This window comes from Streptomyces sp. NBC_00582 (genome assembly GCF_036345155.1).
In the GTDB taxonomy this organism is placed as follows: Bacteria; Actinomycetota; Actinomycetes; order Streptomycetales; family Streptomycetaceae; genus Streptomyces.
Genome location: NZ_CP107772.1, coordinates 2,457,220 through 2,475,869 on the forward strand (window position 1 = coordinate 2,457,220; position 18,650 = coordinate 2,475,869).

At 69.4% G+C, this 18,650-nt stretch carries 20 protein-coding genes; 17 read left to right on the top strand and 3 right to left on the bottom strand.

From position 1 onward, the window contains the following. Nucleotide 1 precedes the first annotated feature (1 nt). The 6 genes from OG852_RS10505 to OG852_RS10530 all read left to right on the top strand — a co-directional run bounded on the left by OG852_RS10505 (nucleotide 2) and on the right by OG852_RS10530 (nucleotide 6,062). Nucleotides 2-1,255 carry a protein-L-isoaspartate O-methyltransferase family protein gene (locus tag OG852_RS10505; protein ID WP_330347707.1) on the top strand — a complete coding sequence of 418 codons (1,254 nt, stop codon included), beginning with the start codon at nucleotides 2-4 and terminating at the stop codon, nucleotides 1,253-1,255. Continuing rightward, nucleotides 1,252-2,112 (top strand): class I SAM-dependent methyltransferase, encoded by an 861-nt coding sequence (locus OG852_RS10510; protein WP_330347708.1) that lies wholly within the window; start codon nucleotides 1,252-1,254, stop codon nucleotides 2,110-2,112. The genes OG852_RS10505 and OG852_RS10510 overlap by 4 nt, the downstream gene beginning before the upstream one ends. Further along, entirely contained in the window at nucleotides 2,109-3,509 is a 1,401-nt protein-coding gene (locus OG852_RS10515; RefSeq protein WP_330347709.1) for a phosphotransferase, read from the top strand. The genes OG852_RS10510 and OG852_RS10515 overlap by 4 nt, the downstream gene beginning before the upstream one ends. A 38-nt stretch (nucleotides 3,510-3,547) precedes the next feature. Continuing rightward, on the top strand, nucleotides 3,548-3,688 hold the full coding sequence (locus OG852_RS10520) for a hypothetical protein (RefSeq protein WP_330347710.1): 141 nt from the start codon (nucleotides 3,548-3,550) through the stop codon (nucleotides 3,686-3,688). A gap of 216 nt (nucleotides 3,689-3,904) precedes the next feature. After that, the gene (locus OG852_RS10525) at nucleotides 3,905-4,768 is read left to right on the top strand and encodes a hypothetical protein (RefSeq protein WP_330347711.1); all 864 of its coding nucleotides are present in this window, start codon (nucleotides 3,905-3,907) and stop codon (nucleotides 4,766-4,768) included. A 277-nt stretch (nucleotides 4,769-5,045) separates the two neighbouring features. Beyond that, nucleotides 5,046-6,062, top strand: a complete 1,017-nt coding sequence (locus OG852_RS10530; protein ID WP_330347712.1) for an endonuclease/exonuclease/phosphatase family protein — start codon at nucleotides 5,046-5,048, stop codon at nucleotides 6,060-6,062. Nucleotides 6,063-6,104: 42 nt separating this feature from the next. Here the strand turns inward: OG852_RS10530 and OG852_RS10535 are convergent, their stop codons facing one another. Continuing rightward, entirely contained in the window at nucleotides 6,105-6,563 is a 459-nt protein-coding gene (locus OG852_RS10535) for a 2'-5' RNA ligase family protein (RefSeq protein ID WP_330347713.1), read from the bottom strand. 579 nt (nucleotides 6,564-7,142) lie between these two features. Between OG852_RS10535 and OG852_RS10540 the strand changes: the two genes are divergently transcribed. From OG852_RS10540 to OG852_RS10550, 3 genes are read left to right on the top strand one after another with little or no spacing between them, the layout of a single operon-like run. Continuing rightward, on the top strand, nucleotides 7,143-7,343 hold the full coding sequence (locus OG852_RS10540; protein ID WP_330347714.1) for a hypothetical protein: 201 nt from the start codon (nucleotides 7,143-7,145) through the stop codon (nucleotides 7,341-7,343). 47 nt (nucleotides 7,344-7,390) lie between these two features. Further along, nucleotides 7,391-8,023 carry a restriction endonuclease gene (locus tag OG852_RS10545; RefSeq protein ID WP_330347715.1) on the top strand — a complete coding sequence of 211 codons (633 nt, stop codon included), beginning with the start codon at nucleotides 7,391-7,393 and terminating at the stop codon, nucleotides 8,021-8,023. 41 nt (nucleotides 8,024-8,064) lie between these two features. Continuing rightward, nucleotides 8,065-8,808, top strand: a complete 744-nt coding sequence (locus OG852_RS10550) for a restriction endonuclease (protein ID WP_330347716.1) — start codon at nucleotides 8,065-8,067, stop codon at nucleotides 8,806-8,808. 201 nt (nucleotides 8,809-9,009) lie between these two features. Here OG852_RS10550 and OG852_RS10555 read toward each other — a convergent pair whose 3' ends face one another. Next, nucleotides 9,010-9,240: a DUF397 domain-containing protein gene (locus tag OG852_RS10555; RefSeq protein ID WP_330347717.1), complete on the bottom strand. Its 231-nt coding sequence runs from the start codon at nucleotides 9,238-9,240 to the stop codon at nucleotides 9,010-9,012. Next, nucleotides 9,237-10,097, bottom strand: coding sequence for a helix-turn-helix domain-containing protein (locus tag OG852_RS10560; RefSeq protein ID WP_330347718.1), 861 nt, complete (start codon nucleotides 10,095-10,097; stop codon nucleotides 9,237-9,239). The genes OG852_RS10555 and OG852_RS10560 overlap by 4 nt, the downstream gene beginning before the upstream one ends. Nucleotides 10,098-10,305: 208 nt before the next feature. Between OG852_RS10560 and OG852_RS10565 the strand changes: the two genes are divergently transcribed. The 8 genes from OG852_RS10565 (at nucleotide 10,306) to OG852_RS10600 (ending at nucleotide 18,634) form a co-directional block, all read left to right on the top strand. Then, nucleotides 10,306-10,728 (top strand): ATP-binding protein, encoded by a 423-nt coding sequence (locus OG852_RS10565; RefSeq protein ID WP_330347719.1) that lies wholly within the window; start codon nucleotides 10,306-10,308, stop codon nucleotides 10,726-10,728. 305 nt (nucleotides 10,729-11,033) lie between these two features. Next, a complete protein-coding gene (locus tag OG852_RS10570; RefSeq protein ID WP_330347720.1) occupies nucleotides 11,034-11,498 on the top strand; it encodes a GNAT family N-acetyltransferase in 465 nt (154 codons plus the stop codon). A gap of 120 nt (nucleotides 11,499-11,618) precedes the next feature. Further along, on the top strand, nucleotides 11,619-13,037 hold the full coding sequence (locus OG852_RS10575) for a protoporphyrinogen/coproporphyrinogen oxidase (RefSeq protein ID WP_330347721.1): 1,419 nt from the start codon (nucleotides 11,619-11,621) through the stop codon (nucleotides 13,035-13,037). Next, a complete protein-coding gene (locus OG852_RS10580; protein ID WP_330347722.1) occupies nucleotides 13,027-13,503 on the top strand; it encodes a protein-tyrosine phosphatase family protein in 477 nt (158 codons plus the stop codon). The genes OG852_RS10575 and OG852_RS10580 overlap by 11 nt, the downstream gene beginning before the upstream one ends. Further along, a complete protein-coding gene (locus OG852_RS10585; protein ID WP_330347723.1) occupies nucleotides 13,500-14,903 on the top strand; it encodes a glycosyltransferase in 1,404 nt (467 codons plus the stop codon). The genes OG852_RS10580 and OG852_RS10585 overlap by 4 nt, the downstream gene beginning before the upstream one ends. Continuing rightward, entirely contained in the window at nucleotides 14,896-17,253 is a 2,358-nt protein-coding gene (locus OG852_RS10590) for a pyridoxal phosphate-dependent decarboxylase family protein (RefSeq protein WP_330347724.1), read from the top strand. Before OG852_RS10585 ends, OG852_RS10590 begins: the two co-directional genes overlap by 8 nt. Beyond that, on the top strand, nucleotides 17,250-18,128 hold the full coding sequence (locus OG852_RS10595) for a phosphotransferase family protein (RefSeq protein WP_330347725.1): 879 nt from the start codon (nucleotides 17,250-17,252) through the stop codon (nucleotides 18,126-18,128). Before OG852_RS10590 ends, OG852_RS10595 begins: the two co-directional genes overlap by 4 nt. Continuing rightward, a complete protein-coding gene (locus OG852_RS10600) occupies nucleotides 18,125-18,634 on the top strand; it encodes an NUDIX hydrolase (RefSeq protein ID WP_319667318.1) in 510 nt (169 codons plus the stop codon). The genes OG852_RS10595 and OG852_RS10600 overlap by 4 nt, the downstream gene beginning before the upstream one ends. The last annotated feature ends 16 nt before the right edge of the window (nucleotides 18,635-18,650 follow it).

Sequence of the window (18,650 nt, forward strand, 5' to 3'; positions counted from 1 at the left end):
CATGCCCGAACCCGCCCCACCCGCATCCGCCACCACCGCAGCCGTGGACGACGCCGGCGCGGCGACTGCCCGTGCGGCCATGGTCGCCCGCCTCCACGACGCCGGAGACCTGTCGCCCGGCCCGGTGTCCGAGGCCCTGCTGGCGCTCCCCCGGCAGGCACTGATGCCGCAGGCGTACGTACGGCGCAGCGCACCGGACGAGACCCCACCACGCTGGGACCTGCTGGACTGGTCGGTGCCCGGGGACCGGGACGAGCTGTTGCGCGTGCTCTACAGCGGGGACAGCGTCGCAGTCCAGCATGACGGTGAGCCGCTCCTGGGCCGGGCACGTGGCACGCGTACGGGCGGGGCGATGACGTCCATGTCGAGCGTGATGGGGATGACCGCCGGGCTGCTGCAGGAGCTGGATCTGGAGCCTGGGCAGCGGGTGCTGGATGTCGGCACGGGCGCAGCCGTGACTGCCGCGGTGGCCTGCTTCGTCAGCGGCGACGCGCGGGTCGTCACGATCGACCTCGACCACCACGTCACCTCGGCCGCCGCGGCCCGCCTCGCCGAACTGGGCTACCGGCCCACCGTGGTCACCGGGGATGGCGAGGCGGGCTGGCCGGACCGGGCGCCGTACGACCGGGTATTCGTCTCCTTCGCCGTGCCCCGTGTGCCACCGGCGCTGGTGGAACAGCTCGCGCCGCAGGGGTTGTTGCTGGCGACGGTCGGCACCAGCTCGCCCTCGTGGCCGGGCCTTGCCGTGATCACGAAAACCACCCGGGGGCGCGTCGAGGGAGAGCTGCGGGCGGTGGAGTTCGGGCACCGCGCGGGGTGGGGCTGGGACCGCCTCTTCCTGTCCGCCGCATTTCGCGCGCAGATGGCCACAGCCGACGGCGTCACCGTACGCGGGCACCGCCTGCCACCACCCCGACAGGCGCGGGGATTCTGGCTGGCCCTCGATCACCTTCGGCCCGGACTGGTACGCAACTTCGGCGCCGAGCACCTTCAGATCGGCGCTCCGGAGTGCGGCTCCTGGGTGCGGGTGAGCCCGGACGGTGACGGCACGTGCTCGGTCACAGAGTTCGGGCCTCGCGGCATCTGGTACGAGATCGAACAGATCGCGGCCCGGTGGCAGGCGGCCGGCGAACCCGATACGTACCGGATCGAGTTCTATGCGAGCGGAAAGCAGTGGGCCGTCGCCGGATCCGGCCGTAACAAGCTGTGCTGGCCGCTCCGCGACGAGTGCCCTGTGAAAGGGGACCCGCGGTGAACCCGCCCGCCGATCACCCACCCATCTCGACTCCGGATGACAAGGACCTGTTGTTCGGGCCTGCGGCCGACGAGTACGCCCGCTTCCGGCCGGGCGTTCCCGAGCAGGTCGCGTGGCTGCTGGCGGACGCCATGACGGGCGTGCCCGACGTGACGCTGCTCGACCTCGGAGCGGGCACCGGGCAGGTTGCCGCAGCTCTCCTCCCGGCGCTGCCCCGCATCACACACGTGGATCTGGTCGACCCGAGCCAGGCCATGCTCCGCGAAGCCGTCGTCACCCTGCACCCGCTGATGGGAAACCGCACCCTGTCCTGCCACGAAGCCCCGGACGACCAGTTCACCCCTCAACGGCCCAACTACCAAGCCGACTTGATCACCTGCTGCCGTGCCTTCCACTGGATGAACCGCCCCGCCGTACTGGCGATGGCCGACCAGGTCGCAGCCCCGCACGCGACGCTCGCACTCATGGGTGACGGCAGCCTGTGGACCCACAAAGCCGACTGGACCACCGTGTTGAAGGACTTGATCCAGTCCTATCTCGGGCCTGGACGCCGAGCCGGCAGCCGCGGCACCTACACCGAGCCAAGCCGCCGTTACGAGGACAACCTCGCCGACTCCGCCTTCAGTGACGTCAGCCAGCACCTCTTCCGCTTCCCCCGGGACTGGACCCCACAGCAGGTGATCGGCTACCTGCGCACCACCTCGTTCGCCAGAGCCGACCTGTTCGCCGAGCGGCACGCCGAGTTCGAGGCGGAGGCGCTGCACCTACTCGAAGGGCACGCCGATGACAGGGGACGGTTGACCGAACAGGTCGACTTCACGGTGCTGCTGGCCCGCCGCCCGGGAGGGACCACGTGAGCGGGCAGGCCGCCGCAGGGCGGTTCACGGTTCCGGTCGACGTGCACCTGATCCTGCTGCGCAACAGCCCCAAGGGCCAGCAGGTGCTGCTGGCACGGCGGGCCGGGCCCGTGTATGCGAAGGGGATGTGGCATCTGCCCTCGGGGCATCTGGACGGGCCGCACGAGGACGTCGTCGACGGCGGACTGCGGGAGCTACGGGAGGAGACCGGTGTCGTGGCCGGCCGGGCGGACATCCGTGCGGCGCTCACCGTCCATCACCGCGCCCCGGCAGGCGGCGCCCGCGCCGGAGTGTTCCTGGTCGTGGTGGACTGGCAGGGCGAGCCGGAGATCACCGAGCCGGACCGGTGCGATGCGATGGACTGGTTCGCATGGGATGCGCTACCGGAGCCGATGGTGGCCTACTGCCGAGCCGGCCTCGACACCTTCCGCGCCCGCGCACGCCTGGCCGTGCACTTCCAACAGCCCGGCGATCCGATCGCCTACGATCCCGCCCTCGACCGGTTGCGCATCGTCGCCGACGCGCCCCTCCCCGCGAACGCGCTGGTACCGCAGGAGGCGGTCCGCGTCTTCGCCGAGCAGGCGGTAGGGCGGATCACCGACTGGACGGATGCCTCGTGGCCCCGCGAGAACAGCCGCGTGTGGCAGGCCACGGGCCGGTCCGGGGGCACTTGGTACGTCAAGATCCACCAGAACGACCGCTTCCACGGGCGCGAGGTCAACGCGTACCGCTCGTGGACGCACGCACTCGGTTGGCACGCGCCGCGCCTGGTGGCCGCCGACGCGTCGCTGCGGGCGATCGTGGTGACCGCCCTGCCGGGCCGCAGCCTGCACGGAGCCGTCCTGGACCAGGCAACCGAGGTACGGGTGCACCGCGGGCTCGGCGAGCTGGCCGCTGCGTTCCACCACAGCGCCCCGCCCCGCACACCCCCCGCCGACCGCACCTCTCCCGCGGGGAAGTTGGAGCGTCACCTGTCCGTCGCGCGCCCGTATCTCAACGACGGGGACGAAGAACTGCTGCGCGCGCTTGCCGCGCGGCATGCGGCCCTCCCCTCGATCGTCGAGGTGCCCACCCTCGGTGATCTGCAGCCGCGGAACGTGCTGCTCGCCGATGACGACAAGCTCGGCCTGTTCGACTTCGAGCGCGCCGAGTACGCGCCCGCGGTCCGTGACCTGGTGCGCCTCAGCGACCAGTGGCACGGTCGCCCCGACCTGGAGGAAGCCTTCCTGGACGGCTACGGCCGCACCCTCACCGCGGACGAGGTGGAGCTGTGGGAATGCGAGATGGGACTCGATGCGCTCTCCGGCATCCAGTTCGGCATGACCCACCACGATCCCGAACTCGTCGAGCGCGGCCACCGCACCCTGGCCCGCCTCCACCAACTCGCCCGTTCCTGACCCCGTCCCACCGCCAACCGCCTGAAGGAGATGTCACGTTGGCCTACACCGAACAGAAGGAATGGGACGAGCACTACTCCGGAGGACAGGGCTTCCGGCAGCTCGGGGACAGTGAGCGAGCCGTGCTGGCCGAGCATGTGCCCGCTCCCGCCGAGGACGGCCGCTCCCTCGGACTGTGAGGCAACTGCCCATGGAGCACGTCGCGATCACCAACCGTGGCGCCCTCATCCTCCCCGTAGCCCCAGCCCCAGTTCAGAAATGCCAGCGCATGCCCACCGACCGCATGACGACCACGGCGCTGCTCACCCAGGCGTGCCGAAGCACGTGAGCCATCCAGCGCCTCCTTTTCTCCCTCCCCTTTCTCTCCGTGCTCTTCACAGAAAGGTGATCATTAAATGATTCATGCTGGCTTCTCCGTGACGACCGGGGAGCTTCCCGGTGGCGACCGCCCCAGCGAAGACCGCATCGTTCAGGCCCCGGGAGCGGTGATCGTCCTGGACGGAGTCTCCAATGTCTCGGACGATGAGCCCCGCGGAGGCTGGTACGCCGAGCTCCTCGGCAACCACGTGGCATCAGTCCTCGCCGCCGACCCGCACGCCGACTTGCGGTATGTGCTCGAACAGGCCATCTCCGTGACGGTCCGGGAGCACGGCCTGGTCGCGGGATCATCCCCGGCTGCCACGGTCTCGATCGTGCGTCACGGGGGCGAGACGGTCGACGCGCTCGTCCTGGCGGACAGTCCCGTCGTGGCGCGCGCCATCAGTGGGGCGGTCGACCCGGTGCGGGACGACCGGCTCGCCTGCCTGGTCGCCGACCGCCCGGAGTGCGCGGAGTACCAGACGTGGCTGCGGGCCGGCCGAGGCTTCCAGGCACCGGAACACCGCATCCTGCTCCAGAAGCTCAGGGCCCACCAGCTGCGCTACCTCAACAACGGCGCGCCAGGCGGCTACTGGGTCGCCGAAGCCGTCCCGGAGGCCGCCCGTCACGCGGTGGTGCGCTCGTGGCCAACCTCCCAGATTGCCGACATCCTCGTGATGACGGACGGGGCGAGCGCCGGTGTCGAGGATTACGGGCTGTATGCCACCTGGGATGACCTGGCCCACGCCTGTCTCACCGAGGGACCCGACAAGGTCGTCCGCGCGATTCATGACGCAGAGGCGGAAGATCCCGATGGCCGACGCTGGCCTCGCTACAAGGTCTCGGACGACAAGGCGCTCGCCTGCCTCCGGTTCGCACCCGTCGCCCGCTCGGTCGGATGACACTGTCCGACGCAGGCCCTGGCCGACGACGTCCTGGCACACCACGCAGGAACGCCTGTCCGCGATCGACCCTCCCTGCACGACGCGGAGTCAAATCGTGAGTGAACTGGGAGCAGACCATCGCCCCCAGCGCGGGGGCATCCTCAGCGCCACGCCCTCTGCGATCACCGGACTCCAGGAATCCCACACATGACCACCCTCTGCGGCCGGGCTCGTGGCCGGCCCCACAGCACGAGCCCAGCCAGCAGCATGTGGGGCGCATCGTCAGCCAGCGCCCGTGCCCATCAGCCACCAGCCGACAGAAGGAGGGGATTTGCCCACGCTACGTCTCGCCAACCTCAACGCCTACAAGCTCACCCCCGCTACCAGGACCACCAGTTCCTGGACCGCCCGGGTCAACGCCATCCAGGAAATCAACCCGGATATCCTCGCCCTGCAGGAAGTCGTCATCGACGAGAGCACCACCAGCCGGGATGCCTGGGAGCAGCAGGCCGCCGAGCTCATCCAGGAACTCGCCGACCAGTGTGGTCTGACGGCGCAGGTGGGCACGACCGCCGGGCACCCGCACGGCACCGCCATGGCCGCGAACTGGCACCGCCCCTGGTGGACCGCGATCCTGTGGAACCCGGACACGGTTCAGCTGATCGAGAACTCCTACCGTCCGTACGGGGCACCGGACTTCTGGCATGGCTGCACGACCGCCCGCTTCGATGTCGGCGCCCCGGAGCCGGTGCTCATGGCCAGCTACCACGGCGACCCCTTCCGCCCGGACTTCCGCAGCAACGAGGCACTGCGTCTGAAGGGAACCTTTCGGCAGACCGGAGGTGTGAAGCCCGGGTTCCTGGTCGGTGATTTCAACAGCCTGTCTGCGGCCAAAGTCCGGCGGTTCGGCGTCTTCCGCCGCTACTACGACCGCAACGTCTACCGACGCCAACGCCACGACGATCTCGAATTCCAGGTGTATCCCCGCTCGATCGGGCGGTGGTGGCGCCCCAATGTGCCCAACCGCGAACAGACCAAACTGCTTCTGCGCCGCGGGTACATGGTTGACGTGGCCGCACACCTCAAGGCGCCGTGGCAGCCGACCGTCGGGCACTGGGAGGACGGGCGAGGCGATCCCGATCCCTGGGGTAAGAGGCGTATCGACCTCATCCTGGCCACCCGGTCCATCGCCCCCGCACTCACGGGCTACCACACCCACAAGAGCACGGCTGCCGAGAAGGCAGCTGACCACCTCCCGGTCTACGTCGACTTCGATCCCAGCAAGATCACAACTGAGGGAGGAAAACGGTGAGACGCCCCGTGCCCGCCCGGAGACCGACGACAACCCCGGCAGCTAGCCAAGCCGGACCTCTTCGACGACGTCCCACGTGTAGTACCCCCGGTCGGGGAGCTGGTACTGGTTGACGAGATGGACACGGTCGACCGTGATGTCCACCCGCGGGGGCCGCAGCGCGCGCAGCGCCCGGTTGAGGTCCCGATCGGGGAGGTCCTGACGCGCATACGCCAGCGACGCATGGGCCCAAAAACGCAGCTCAGGGGGCCTAAGAGTGATTCCCGGAACCTTCTCCATCGCTGCCCGGGCGCGGCCATTGAGCTCGGCCATCCCGTCCTCCGGATAGACGGCGACCGTGATCGCAGTGACCCCAGGCCACACCGGGCCAAGCTGGACCCGGAACGGCTCCATGCCAGCCAGCTCCTCGTGCAGGGTGCCTCGCAGCTTGTCCATCTGGCCGTCGTCGACGGCATGGTGAATGCCCTGGACCGTGGAGTGCAGCCACTCCTCGGGGATCACATCTTGCTGGGGACGAAGAAGTTCTCCAACGCCGTACTCCTGTCTGTCTCGTTGAGGATGCCGTTCTGGACGGTAGCGGCCGGGAGCGTGGCGCACGGGCAGTTCACGAAACGTCCGGGACCGGAAGCGCCGGGGTCTCTTTCTATGTCTCGCCGTGGGCCGTACGCCCACTCTTCGTCGTGGGGCGGAGACCCTGGTGGGTCCCCCCTTCAGCTGCCCCCGCGTCACGATCTGCCTCTCGGCAGAGCCGTGCTTTTCGCCAACTGCGAATCGCGTCCCGGGAACTCTGTCGGATGTCAGCGCAGGTAGTCCGCCTCTGACGAGCAGCGAATCGGATCGGATCCACCCCACAGGCGCCCCGAGTTGGTGCTGCAGGAAGTACGAAACCTCAAGGTCACAGCGCCGGGCAGAGAGGATTCCCCTGCCGTGAGCAGGGTGGTGGGGCTGCTCTGGCCGGTTTGCTGGTGCTGCGGGCCGATCACCGTGATGCTCCATCAGTTTTTGTCAGTGGCCGCTGATACACCCATATGCAGGAGGGCAGCCTCATCAGGTTGCCAGGTCACAGGAGGGGGAAAGCGCATGCCGCCGGAGGGGTATCACGTCGTTCGTCAGCACATCCGTCGTAATCCGAAGTCGCGAGCAAAGAAGCTGGGCGGCTGGACGATCGCGGGCATCGCCGCCTTCGTCTGGCTGTGGGGGCAGGTCTTCGGGTTCGGCGAGGCCGCGACAGATGAACCGGCATCTCCCGCGCCGTCGGTGTCGGCCTCGCCGAACCGGTGAGCGGCATCCGGCTGCGATGGCGCAGGCCCCGCGGTCGCCACGAGCAGGTGGCGGCCATCCTCGTCGCCGTGGCGGTGGCCACCATGCTGGTGAAGGCAGCTGGCGCCGCGTGGGACGCGGTGGTCCGTGGGTGGCCGCTCGCGGTCGCACTGGCCGCCGCGGGACTGGTTGGTCTCGTCTGGTACGGGCTGCGGGAGGTTCGCCGACAGCGGGCGCAGGCCGCGCTGGTCGCGGTACTGCAGATTCCGCTGTCACAGATCGATGCTCTGACCGATGAGGAATTCGAGTTTGCGCTGCGCGATCTACTCGTCCGCGACGGCTGGTCAGCACGGAAGGTCGGACAGAAGGGCGACCAGGCCGCCGACGTCATCGGCCGGCACGTCCAGCGGGGCCGGATCGTGCTGCAGGCCAAGCACACCACCGTCGGCGGCAAAGTCGACTCCAAGGTGATGTACCAGGTCAAGGGAACCGCCGGCCCGGTCCACCGAGCCGACATCGCCGTCGTCGTCACCAACGGCGGCTTCACCCGGGACGCGAAGGAATGGGGTGAGCGGCATCGGGTCCACTGGGTCGACCGCGAGCGGCTGCGGCAGTGGGCCGAAGAAGGCGTCCCGCTCCACACCCTGCTGCGCCTGCCCGTCCGCAGGCCGCGCAGGACCGCCGTTCGACGCGCCGCGTAGCGGCACGCCGAAAGACCTTGTCAGAGCAGAGAGGGGGAACGGTGTTCGACGAGGACGGGTCGCTGGACCCGGTGCTGAAGTTCATCCTCGGGCTCATCCTCGCCGTGGCCATCGCCAAAGTCGCCTGGAAGTGGCTGACCGAGGACGCATGGCACTGGGTGAGCGTGGACGTATGGGGCTGGATCAGCGACGACGTGTGGGGGTGGCTGATCGGACACCCCTGGTGGTTCGCACTGATCATCCTCGGGACGCTTGTGCTGCTGTGCTTCGTATTCTTCTCAGACCGGACGGTCTACGTCTACTACAGCGACGCAGGCGACGACGGCGGGGACGAGACGTACGACAGCAAGCCGGTCATGGCGGCGCCCACGGTCCTGACCTTCAAGATGAAGCAGCTCGCCGCGATGACCGCAGACGGCTTCGAGCAAGCGTGCGCCGACCTGCTCGCGCGGGACGGGTTCATGCGCGCTCGCCGCGTCGGCGGCTCCGGAGACCTCGGCGCGGACGTCGTGGCCTGGGACGACGACAACCGCAAGATCGTTCTGCAGTGCAAGCAGTACAGCGGTCCCGTCGGGTCGGGAGCGGTGCAGAAGTTCAACGGCACCGCGGTTCCCGAGCATCACGCAGACGTGGCTGTGATCGTCGCCCTCAACGGGTTCACCAAGCCCGGGGCCGACTTCGCCCGACGTCACGGGATCATGCTCATGGGGCGGCCGGAGCTGAAACGCTGGGCGCACGGCGAGCACCTGTACGCGGTCGTCGAGGAAGAGCACTCGCCCGCATAGACGGCCACCGTCTGAGCGTGCACGGGCACACCGTTCGTGGTCTCTCCGCGAGCACCACGCCCGCGGAGACGGAGGCCGCCCTGGACCGACTTGAACGGGGACGGTTTGATGTCGGCTACATCAATCAACTGCGAGACCGGGCCGTCCCAGCCCCGTGACGGCCCGGGGCGGTCTCACCTCTTCCTGACGTCCGTCAGATTCTCAGGGGCGGCGGAGTTCCCCCCGCATGATGCCGTCAACGAAGGCGTCGTATTCGGCGTCGGTATACAGGTGCGCGGGTTTCTCCGGAGCCTTCGAATCTCGCAGGGCCACGATGCCCTGGTCGAGGAAGGCGATCTCGACGCAGGTCTGGCCGCCGCTGCTGGCGCTCTGCCAGCGGGCACTGGCGAGCTGGCTCTCGATCCAGGCCGGGTCGAGGGCTTTCTTGTTCATGAAGCGAGTTCCTTGGCGATGGTGTCGAGGAGAGACAGCGAGGCGTTCGGCGACAGGGCGTCGGATTTCAGGTGGTCGCTGGTGGTGCGGTAGATCTCCACAGTGTCCGGCTCGTTGAGGTGCAGTAGCGCGCGGATGGCCTCGATGACGGCAGTGTCGCGCCCCGTGGGGAAGGTCATCAGCATGAACGGCCCGTCCATGCCGGCGTGTGCTCCGGCATGGAAGGGCAGGACTTGGAGGGTGATGTTCGGGTCGGTCCGGGCGAGGTGGATCAGGTGCTCGACCTGGCCCCGGGCGACGCCGGGGCCTCCGACCTCCTGCCGCAGCAGCCCTTCGGGCAGAACGGCCCAGATCTTGAGCCGGGGTTCGCGGTCCAGCATGTGCAACCGGTGTTCGCGGCGCATCGCGACGAAGCGGTCGATCTCTTCTGCCGTCTTCCATGCCCGGCTGCCTTCAATGACGGCCCGCTCGTACTCCTCGGTTTGCAGGAGGGCGTGCAGGACTACCGGGTTCCACACGAACAGGCTGCTGGCTTCCTCGATTTCGGACAGGTAGTCGCCGAGCGGGTCGTTGACCACGCCTTCGAAGCGCTGCCACCAGTCCGGCTCGCCGGCCTTGCGGACCAGTTCGCGCCACTGCTCGCGCACGGCCGGGTCGTCGATGCCCAGGACCTCGAAGAAGTGCGGGAGCTGCTGAATCTTGACGCCCTGCGTGCCCTTCTCGATCTTGCTGACCGTGGAGAGCGCCTTGTAGCCAAGTTGCCGGGCCGCTTCCTCCTGGGTCCAGCCGAGCGCCTCGCGCGTGCGCCGGATCTCCGCGCCCAGGCGCCTGCGCCTCGGGGTCGGTTCAACGGGCATCCGCGCCTCCTGTCTCTGGGGAAAGAGTAGTACCCAGGACGGGCTATGAATACATCAAGCCCTCCGAAGGGAAAGACTTTCCTTGATGGCACTCTTGCCCTTCGGCGAGGCCGGGTTCATTATCGAGGCTCGACATACGGAGAGCACTCTCTCAAGTGCAGAGCGCTACCGGTGTCGTGCCTGCCTGCCGTGCCGCTTGGAGGGGTCGATGTCTGTCACCAGCCCGGTGAGGCGCTACCACACGGTCTTGACGGACCTGGGCCCCGAGGCGCTCGCGGCGATGCGCGAGGTCACCCGTATACACCTGCGGCTGTGGTCCATGGAGGAGCTCACGTCCACCGCCGAGCTCGGTGTCAGCGAGCTGCTGACCAACGTCCTGGTCCACGCGCCGGGCAACTGCGAGTTGCTGGTGCGTGAGACGCCGGACGGTGTCGTGGTGGGGGTGACCGATTTCGACGATGCGATACCGGTCGTCAAGGAACCCACCGAGGACCAGATCGGCGGGCGGGGCCTGTTCCTGTTGTCGCAGCTCGCCGACGAGCTGGAAGTCCACCAGCTCACCCGGGGCAAGCAGGTGTGGTTCCGGCTCAGCCACACCTCCTCCGGCGCCAGCGAGGAGGGGCGATGCTGACCGGCCAACGGCCGTCGGGGCACGGCGCATCTCCCGGAAGGGGTAAGTCAGTTCGGCCAATTCCGGACTGGCAGGACCTCCAGTCCCAAGATCTACACTCAGGCATTCGCCGGGCATCGGGGGCCTGCCGTGCGGGAAGCCACGCACATCCTCCAGTCCGGCCAGGGTGCCCTACCGGGACGCCTGGCCGTCTTATCCCCGCTCGGGCATGGTCACTCCAGGAGGTCAAAGCGGCGAGGGGTGGAGATCCGGTGCGTCCGGCCTTGTACGTGGCATCGTCCGCCCTCTCTTCCAGGAGTACGTGCATGCAGGCTGTCCTTGCCCTCCGGGCCGATCTTCCCGCTTGGCTGCGCCTCGCGGGTGAGGTCGAGGATCTGTTCGGCCCCTTGGTCGATGATCCAGAGTTCCGGGCGGCCCTGGAACGCAACGTGGAGCGCGGCACCGCTTTGTGCGTGCGGGATGCGGAGGGCGTGCCCGGAGCGGCGCTCGCCGGCGGCCTGTTGATGTCGGTGCGCCCTCCGCGGTATGAGATCAGCTGGCTGGCCGTCAGCAGCGCGTTTCGGGGCAGAGGCATCGGGGCCCTCCTGGTCCGGTCCGCACTGCACGCCCTCACTGCTGCTCCGGGAACCGTCGAGGTGACGACCTTCGGGCCGGACCACCCAGGCCGACGTGCCCGGGGCTTCTACGAACGCCTCGGCTTCGAGCCGACCGACTCAGTCTCGGCCGACGGCACACGCCAGACGTACCAGTTGCACCTGAAGGCCACATGAGGCGCCTCCCGTTACGGCCCGGGAGGCCACTTCGGCCCGGTCTGCCGGTTCCCACCGAAGTCGGGGGCGGCACCTCGCAGTTATCAGCTGCCGCAGCCGTTGTGCGATGAGGAGGGTGTCGTGAGGAACAGCACAACCCGAGCACGTCCCGTGGTCCCGGTGGTGATCCTGGGGGCAGGGCCTTGCGGGCTGGCATGCGCGCACGAACTCCAGCGCCTCGGTCACCGCGACTGGATGCTGCTGGAGGCCGCGCCGACGGTCGGGGGCCTGGGCTCCTCGGTCGTCGACGAGGCCGGCTTCACCTGGGATCTCGGCGGTCACGTCGTGTTCTCCAAGCTGAAGAGCTTCGACGCGCTGCTGGCCGAGTTGTTCGAGCCGGAGGAGCTGCTGCACCACGAGCGTTCCTCGTTCATCCGGCACGGCGGGAGCTGGGTGCCTTACCCCTTCCAGCAGCATCTGCACCACCTGCCCCGGGCAACAGCCCGGAGGTGCCTGGACGATCTGACCGCAGCACAGGCCCGAGGCCGCGCTCTCGCCGAGACGGACTTCGCCTCATGGCTGGAGGCGACCTACGGGCCCGCGTTGGTGGAGGAGTTCTTCGCCTCGTACAACCGGAAAATCTGGGCCACCAGCCTGAGCGAGATGTCTGCCTCCTGGATTGCGGAACGGGTCGCACCCGCCGACACCGGCGCGCTGCGACGCGCGCTGAAGACGGGATCCACCGGCACGCAAGCGTGGGGCCCCAACGCGCAGTTCGCGTTTCCTGCCTCGGGCGGCACCGGCGCGATCTGGCAGCGGCTCGCCGCCCGCCTGGACGGCGATGTCCGCACCGGTCAGAGCGTCGTCCACGTCGATGAGGCCGCAAAGACCCTGCTGACAGCTGACGGCACCGTCCTCACCTACGGCCACCTGGTCGCCACCGGCGCGCTCGACAGGCTCGTTGCGATGACAGCCGGAGCACCAGAGGACGTGCGCCAGGCAGCCAGCACCCTGCGCCACACCACCGTGGCGATGGTGGGCCTCGGCTACCGGTCACCGACGACCGACCGGCGCTCGTGGCTGTACTTCCCCGGAGGGGAGGCACCGTTCTACCGGGCGACGAACTTCTCCCGATACGCGCCGGCGAATGTCCCGGACTCCGCCCCCGGCCGGTACTCGGCCTGGATGACCGAAACGTCGCTGCCCGCGGGAACCCTGCTGGACCGGACCGGACTGGTCGAGGAGTGTGACACGGCGCTGCGTCGCTGCGGCCTGGTCCCCGAGCGCGCCGAACGTGTCAGCGGCCACGTGGAGCTGATCCCCTACGCCTACCCGGTGCCGACCACCGGCCGGGACGCGGCGCTGGCGCTCATCCAGCCGTGGCTGGAGAGGCACGGCATCTACTCACGCGGGCGCTTCGGTACCTGGCGTTACGAGATCGGCAACATGGATCACGCCGTCACCATGGGCCAGGACATCGCCCGACGGCTCGTGCACGGCACCGCCGAGCGGATCTACACGGCCCCCCGCACGACTGTGGGGGCCGTCGATGCACGCTGAACCTGCGCTGGATGCCCAGCCGGTGACCGAGTGGCTTCTGGTCGGCGCCGCGCCGGACACCCCGCCCGCCGTCCGGGCCCTTCTCGAACTCGGTGTCACACACGTACTGGACTGCCGGACCCCGCGCCCGGTGCCGCCTCCCGCCGCCGTATGCCCCGACCTGATGTGGCATTCGGCGCCCACCGCGGACGACGGCGCCTCTCGGGGTGCCGACTGGTACGCCGCCTGCGTGTCCTTCGCCGAGCTGGCTGCACGCGAGGAGGGGGCCCGGCTGTACTGCCACTGCGCGGCCGGAGTCAACCGCTCGCCGGCCGCCGCCTACGCCATCCTGCGCGCGCGTGGATGGGAGCCCGCCACCGCCCGCGACCGCATCCTGACCCGCCGCCCCCAGGCCCGTCCCCTCTACTTCGAGGACGCCGAGCGGTGCCTGCGCGAGCTGGGCTTAGCCGAACAGGAGTCACCGTGATCCGTGTCAGCCGCCTGCTCACCGCCGCCTACACCATCCGGTCCCTGTACATGACCGCCTCCATGGCCCTGTCCTACCGCTGCCTGCGCTCCGAGGCCAACCAGGCCGAACACGCGTCACCCGGCGGAGAGCCCGGTCTGACGGTGATCATCCCCGCGCTGCGCGAACAGGCGGTGATACCCCGCTCGCTGGCGCATTTCGCGGATCTCGCCGCCCAGTGGCCGCAGCTGCGCGTCCTGGTGGTCACCGCCGCCCGTGAGGCGGCCGAGACACCCAGCGGCCGGCAGACCACCGAGGACCTGTGCCGGGACCTCGCACGAGTACACAACGAGCGTCTGACCAGGGAGGTCTTCCACGTCGTGTCCTATCCGGGCCAGGGACGCCGGGCTTCCCAGCTCAACTATGCCGTCGCGGCGCTGGAGGAGTTGCTGCCGCCCTCAGACGACTACATCGCGGTGTTCGACGCCGACACGGTTCCCGACGCCCGGCTGCGCTCACAGTTCACCCAGGCCGCGATGGACCGGCCCGCGATGATCCAGCAGCCGATGCTGCCCGCCTTCCCCGCAGGCCGCGGGCGGCGCTCGGCAGTGATGTCCGGTCAGGACCTCGCCTCGTTCCGCCGCACCCTCGGCATCGAATACCGGCGCATCAAGGTGGCCCGCCGGTGCGCTCCCGGACGACGCCCCCGGCTGCTGACCGCGCTGGCACGCCCGATGGTCTACGGAGTGGGCTCCGGGCTCATCGTGCGCCGCGACAAGATAGAGGACATCGGGTTCTTCCAGGAACCGCACGACGACCTCGCGGTCGGCCACCGTCTGAGCATGGCCGGCGAGCCCATCGCGGTCCTGCCCTCGGTCAACATCGTCGAGCCGTACCAGAGCGTGGCGGCCATGGCCCGCGCGTTCAGCAGCGTGGCCTTCGCGAACGCCGCAACCCGCCACGACTACCGCTTCGCCGCTGCCCGGCCCACCCGGCTCTCGCGCACCGGCCAGCGGCTGCTGGCAGCCCGGGCTCTCGCCGACGGCGCCGCCTGGGCTCTGGGACCGGTGGTGATGACGGCCGCAGCCATGCATCTGGCCGCCCGGCGCCAACTCTCGCCGCTGGCTGTGGCCGCGCTTGCGGCAGGGGTCATCGAGCCGGTCGTGGCGTACCGGCTGCGCGGCCGGCTCCTTGAGGATTTCCGGACGCCCGGCCAGGCCCGTGGTGGCTGGCAGCAGCCGCCGGCCGCCGCGGCCATCGCCACCTTCCTGCCGCAGCCCGCGGTGAGCGCGCTCGGCCCGTGGCTGCTGGCCCTGCGCGCGAGCGCCGCCAAACTCACCGGCCGGGACTTGCGGTTCACCAAGACCGAGCACCTGGGCGAGATCGCCCCCGAAACCCGAGGAGGCACGCTTCATGGGTGATCTGGACATCGGCTGGGCCGTGCCCACCGAGTTCCCCGAAACCGGCTGGACCCGCGAGTCCATCGACCAGCACCTTGCCGAGGCCCGGGTCGAGATACCGGCCTGGGAGGATCCCGAACAGACCCGGCTCGGCTTCGCGATGGCCGCCCCTCACCCGGAGGCCGTACGCGTCCTGGGCGACTGGTCGGCGGTCAACACCAACAACGTCGGTGTCCACACCCGCTTCGGCGAGGGCAAGGCCGGCACCCGGCGGCTGGAGAAGGAAGCCCTAGCCGTCATCGCCGGTCTCTACCACGGCGGAGCCCTCGACGGGCACCTGACCAGCGGCGCCAGCGAAGCGACCCTCGCCGCCTTGCGCATCGCCCGCAACCTGCTGCGCACCGACGGCCACCGGATACGCGTGCTCACCTCGGACCTGTGCCACGCCTCCGTCGCCAAAGCCGCCGAGATCCTCGACATCGACCTGGTACGCCTGCCCGCCGGGCCCACCTGGACCCTAATCCGCGAACAGGTCCACAGGGCCGCCAATGAGGCCATCGCGGCCGGGGTTACCGGCATCATCGTGGTGGCCACCGCCGGGTACTACAACAGCGGCTTCGCCGACCCTATCGACGAGATCGCCGCCGACCTGCGCGACCTCGCCTTCCAGCACCCCGGACACATCCGCTGCTTCCTGCACGTAGACGCCGCGCACGGCGGGTTCGTCTTCCCCTTCACCGCCCCCGATCTGCCCTTCGACTTCCGCAGCCCCGGGGTGCACTCCATGGCCGTCGACCCCCACAAGGCCGGCCTCATGCCCTACGCGTGCGGGGCCCTGCTCGTCCGCAAGGGACTACTCGAACACGTCACCCGCATCGACCCCCCCACCCGGATCCCCGACGAGACCGTCCTGGGCTCCCGCCCCGGCGCCACCGCGGCAGCCCTGTGGGCCACCCTGCACACCCTGGGCCGCACTGGTTACACCGCCCTCACCACCCGCTGCCTCGAACGCCGAGACCAGCTCACCGCCGCTATACAGGCCGCCGACCCCGACGCCCTACTGGCGCCCGCCCCGCACGCGCCCGTCGTCTCCGCCTCCTTCAGCCACCCCGGCGGACGGCTGCCGCCGGAGTTGTGCGAGCGCTACCGGCTCGTCCCCCTCACCCTCCCGGACCCCCACGGGGACGGAGGGACACGCCTCTTCTACCACTTCTACGCCTCCGGCTCCCTGACAGAAGCCCAGATCACCACCTTCGCCGGGCACCTGGCCGATGCCACAGCCCAAGCTCGCGCGAGGGCTTCCGACAGCCGTGGACGCAGCCGGAGCATCACCTCCGAAGTGGTCGCGGACACCCGCACCCACACCGACTGCTTCCGTCACTTCGTCGTCCACCCCGAAGGCCGCCGCGACCCCCACGTACCGGGCTACTCCTTCCACACCTTCACCCACCGGCGCACCACCGGCGAACAGATACAGGACACCCGATGGGGCCCGGCACGGGCCGGCGGCGAGGTGTGGGTTTACGCCCCCGACCTGAAGAATCCCTTCGCCAACGAGCTGATGGGCGTACGCACCGAGCACTACTTCCTCGAAGTCCTCGACCTCCACCAGCAACAGCTGTCCCTCGTCGGCGCGATCCACGCCACGATGCTGTTGCCCGGCTCCTTGCGCGTCCTGCTGAACTTCGAGCCGGACGGCACCTTCCGCTCCGCCGAGTACAAGGCACTCGGTGAGCAGGGAGCCGATGAGCTGCAGATCTTCCCCGACGCCATCACCGCCAAGATCGGCAAGGACGCGGCGGGATTCCTCCGCCCCCACAGCGACGACTACTCCTTCTCCATCGACACCTCGGCCGAGATCAGCGTGCGCCGCACCGACAACGCCGCCGCGCCCGCCGTCCTGACCGCCCGTCATAACGCCGATGTGCTGCTGCCCCGCCGCAGGCACCTTCGCCGCGAGCAGTTCCGGCGCTTCCCGAACCGGTTCTTCGATACCGAACTGGAGATCGCGGTCGGCCGGAGATGGAAGGGCACCGCCTACCTGGCCGAACTCCTCGCCCCCACTGCCATCGGCACCATCCTGGCGGCCCGCTCCGCGACCGCCGGACTGTGCACCGTGGACGGCCGGATCAGCGACAGCGGCCTGCACCTGGCACTCACCCCGCTGTCCGAGCCGAGGACCGAATCCATCGAACTCTCCGCCCCCTTCGACCTCGGCCGGCATCTGCACGATGCCCTGCCCCGCCTGGACGTCCGCGACCCGCTACGGCTCGGTATCGAGCAGGTCGTCGACTTCGCCGAGCACGTCCATGAGGTGTTCACGCGCGACGGGCTGCCCTCCGGACTCGTCATCGCGGGAGCCGGCCGATGACCACAGCCGTCCTCGATCGCGCCGCCGTCAGCCGTCTCCTCCCTGGCGCCGGAACGCTCAGCGCCCGGCCCTTGCCCCAGGGCCGCTTCAACACCTGCTGGCACCTGACCGGTGCCGACCGCTCCTACCTCCTCAAGCTCAACAACCGTGAGGGCGAGGCCCATCTGCGTCAGATGGCCGCGGCCATGAGCGACGCGGCATCAAGCGGGGTCGCGGTCCCGCGGGTCCTGCGCGTGGGCACCGACCCGGCCCTCGGCCCGTTCCTGCTCCAGGAATGGCTTGACGGCCGCACCTTCGCCGAAGCCCGCCAGGACGACGCCATCGAGACGGACCTGTGGCCGCGGCTTGGACACCAGATCGCCCTGCTGCACTCCACCCAGCCAGCACCTCCCCTCACGGCAACACCCGCCTCCCGTGCCCGCCAGCTCTCCGACCTCGTCGACGCTCTTTGCCTACACCGGCTGATCCCCACCCCACTCGCCGAAACCACTCGCCGACGCGGTCTGCCGCTGGCCGAACAGCTTGGCCACCAGGAGTGCGTGAATAGCCATCAGGACATTCACCCGGATAACATCCTCATCCGACCCGGCGGCAAGATCGCCCTGCTCGACTTCGACCACGCCACCACGGCGGAAGCCGCCAGCGACTTCGTCAAACTCGACCGCTGGTGCCTGCCCTCCGCCCCCGACCGGCAACAGCTGCTGGACGCCTACTGGCAGCAACGCGGGGAGCCGGCCGACCCGTTGTTCGAGCAGCGCCTCGCCTTCCACCGCCTGGTCATCACCCTGTCGTACTTCCTGTACTGGCACGGCCGTGACCCCACCCAGCTCCCCGGGTGCATCACGGCCCTGCGAACCGAACTGGAGCGAACATGACCGCCAACGAAACCGCCACTGCCGCCCCGGCTCCCGCACCGGTCAGCGGGCCCGGCGTCCAGGTCGTCGCCGCACTGCTGCGGCGCGGCGACCACATCGTCCTGGTCCAGGAACAGCGCGACGGCAAGGAGATGTGGTCCATCCCCGGCGGCGGCGTCGAGCGCGGCGAACTCCTCACCGAGGCCCTCGTCCGCGAGGTCAGGGAAGAGACCGGTCTGAACCTGACCGGGGTGGGCCCGCTGGCCTACCTCGTCAACACCACGACCGACCGTTACCCCTCCACGGTGGTCGCGACCTTCGACTGCGCCGAGTGGGACGGCGAGATCGCGGTCCACGACCCGGACGGCAAAGTGACCGGCGCGGTCCTGCTGTCACTGGACCAGGCGAAGTCCGTCCTGGCGTCCTCCACCGCGACCCGACCCGAGATCGAACCCCTGCTGGACTACCTCGACAGCCTCAGCGCCGGCCGCGTGTGGTCCTACCGGGACGACCAGCCCATCGAATGACCGCGCCCGGGGCACC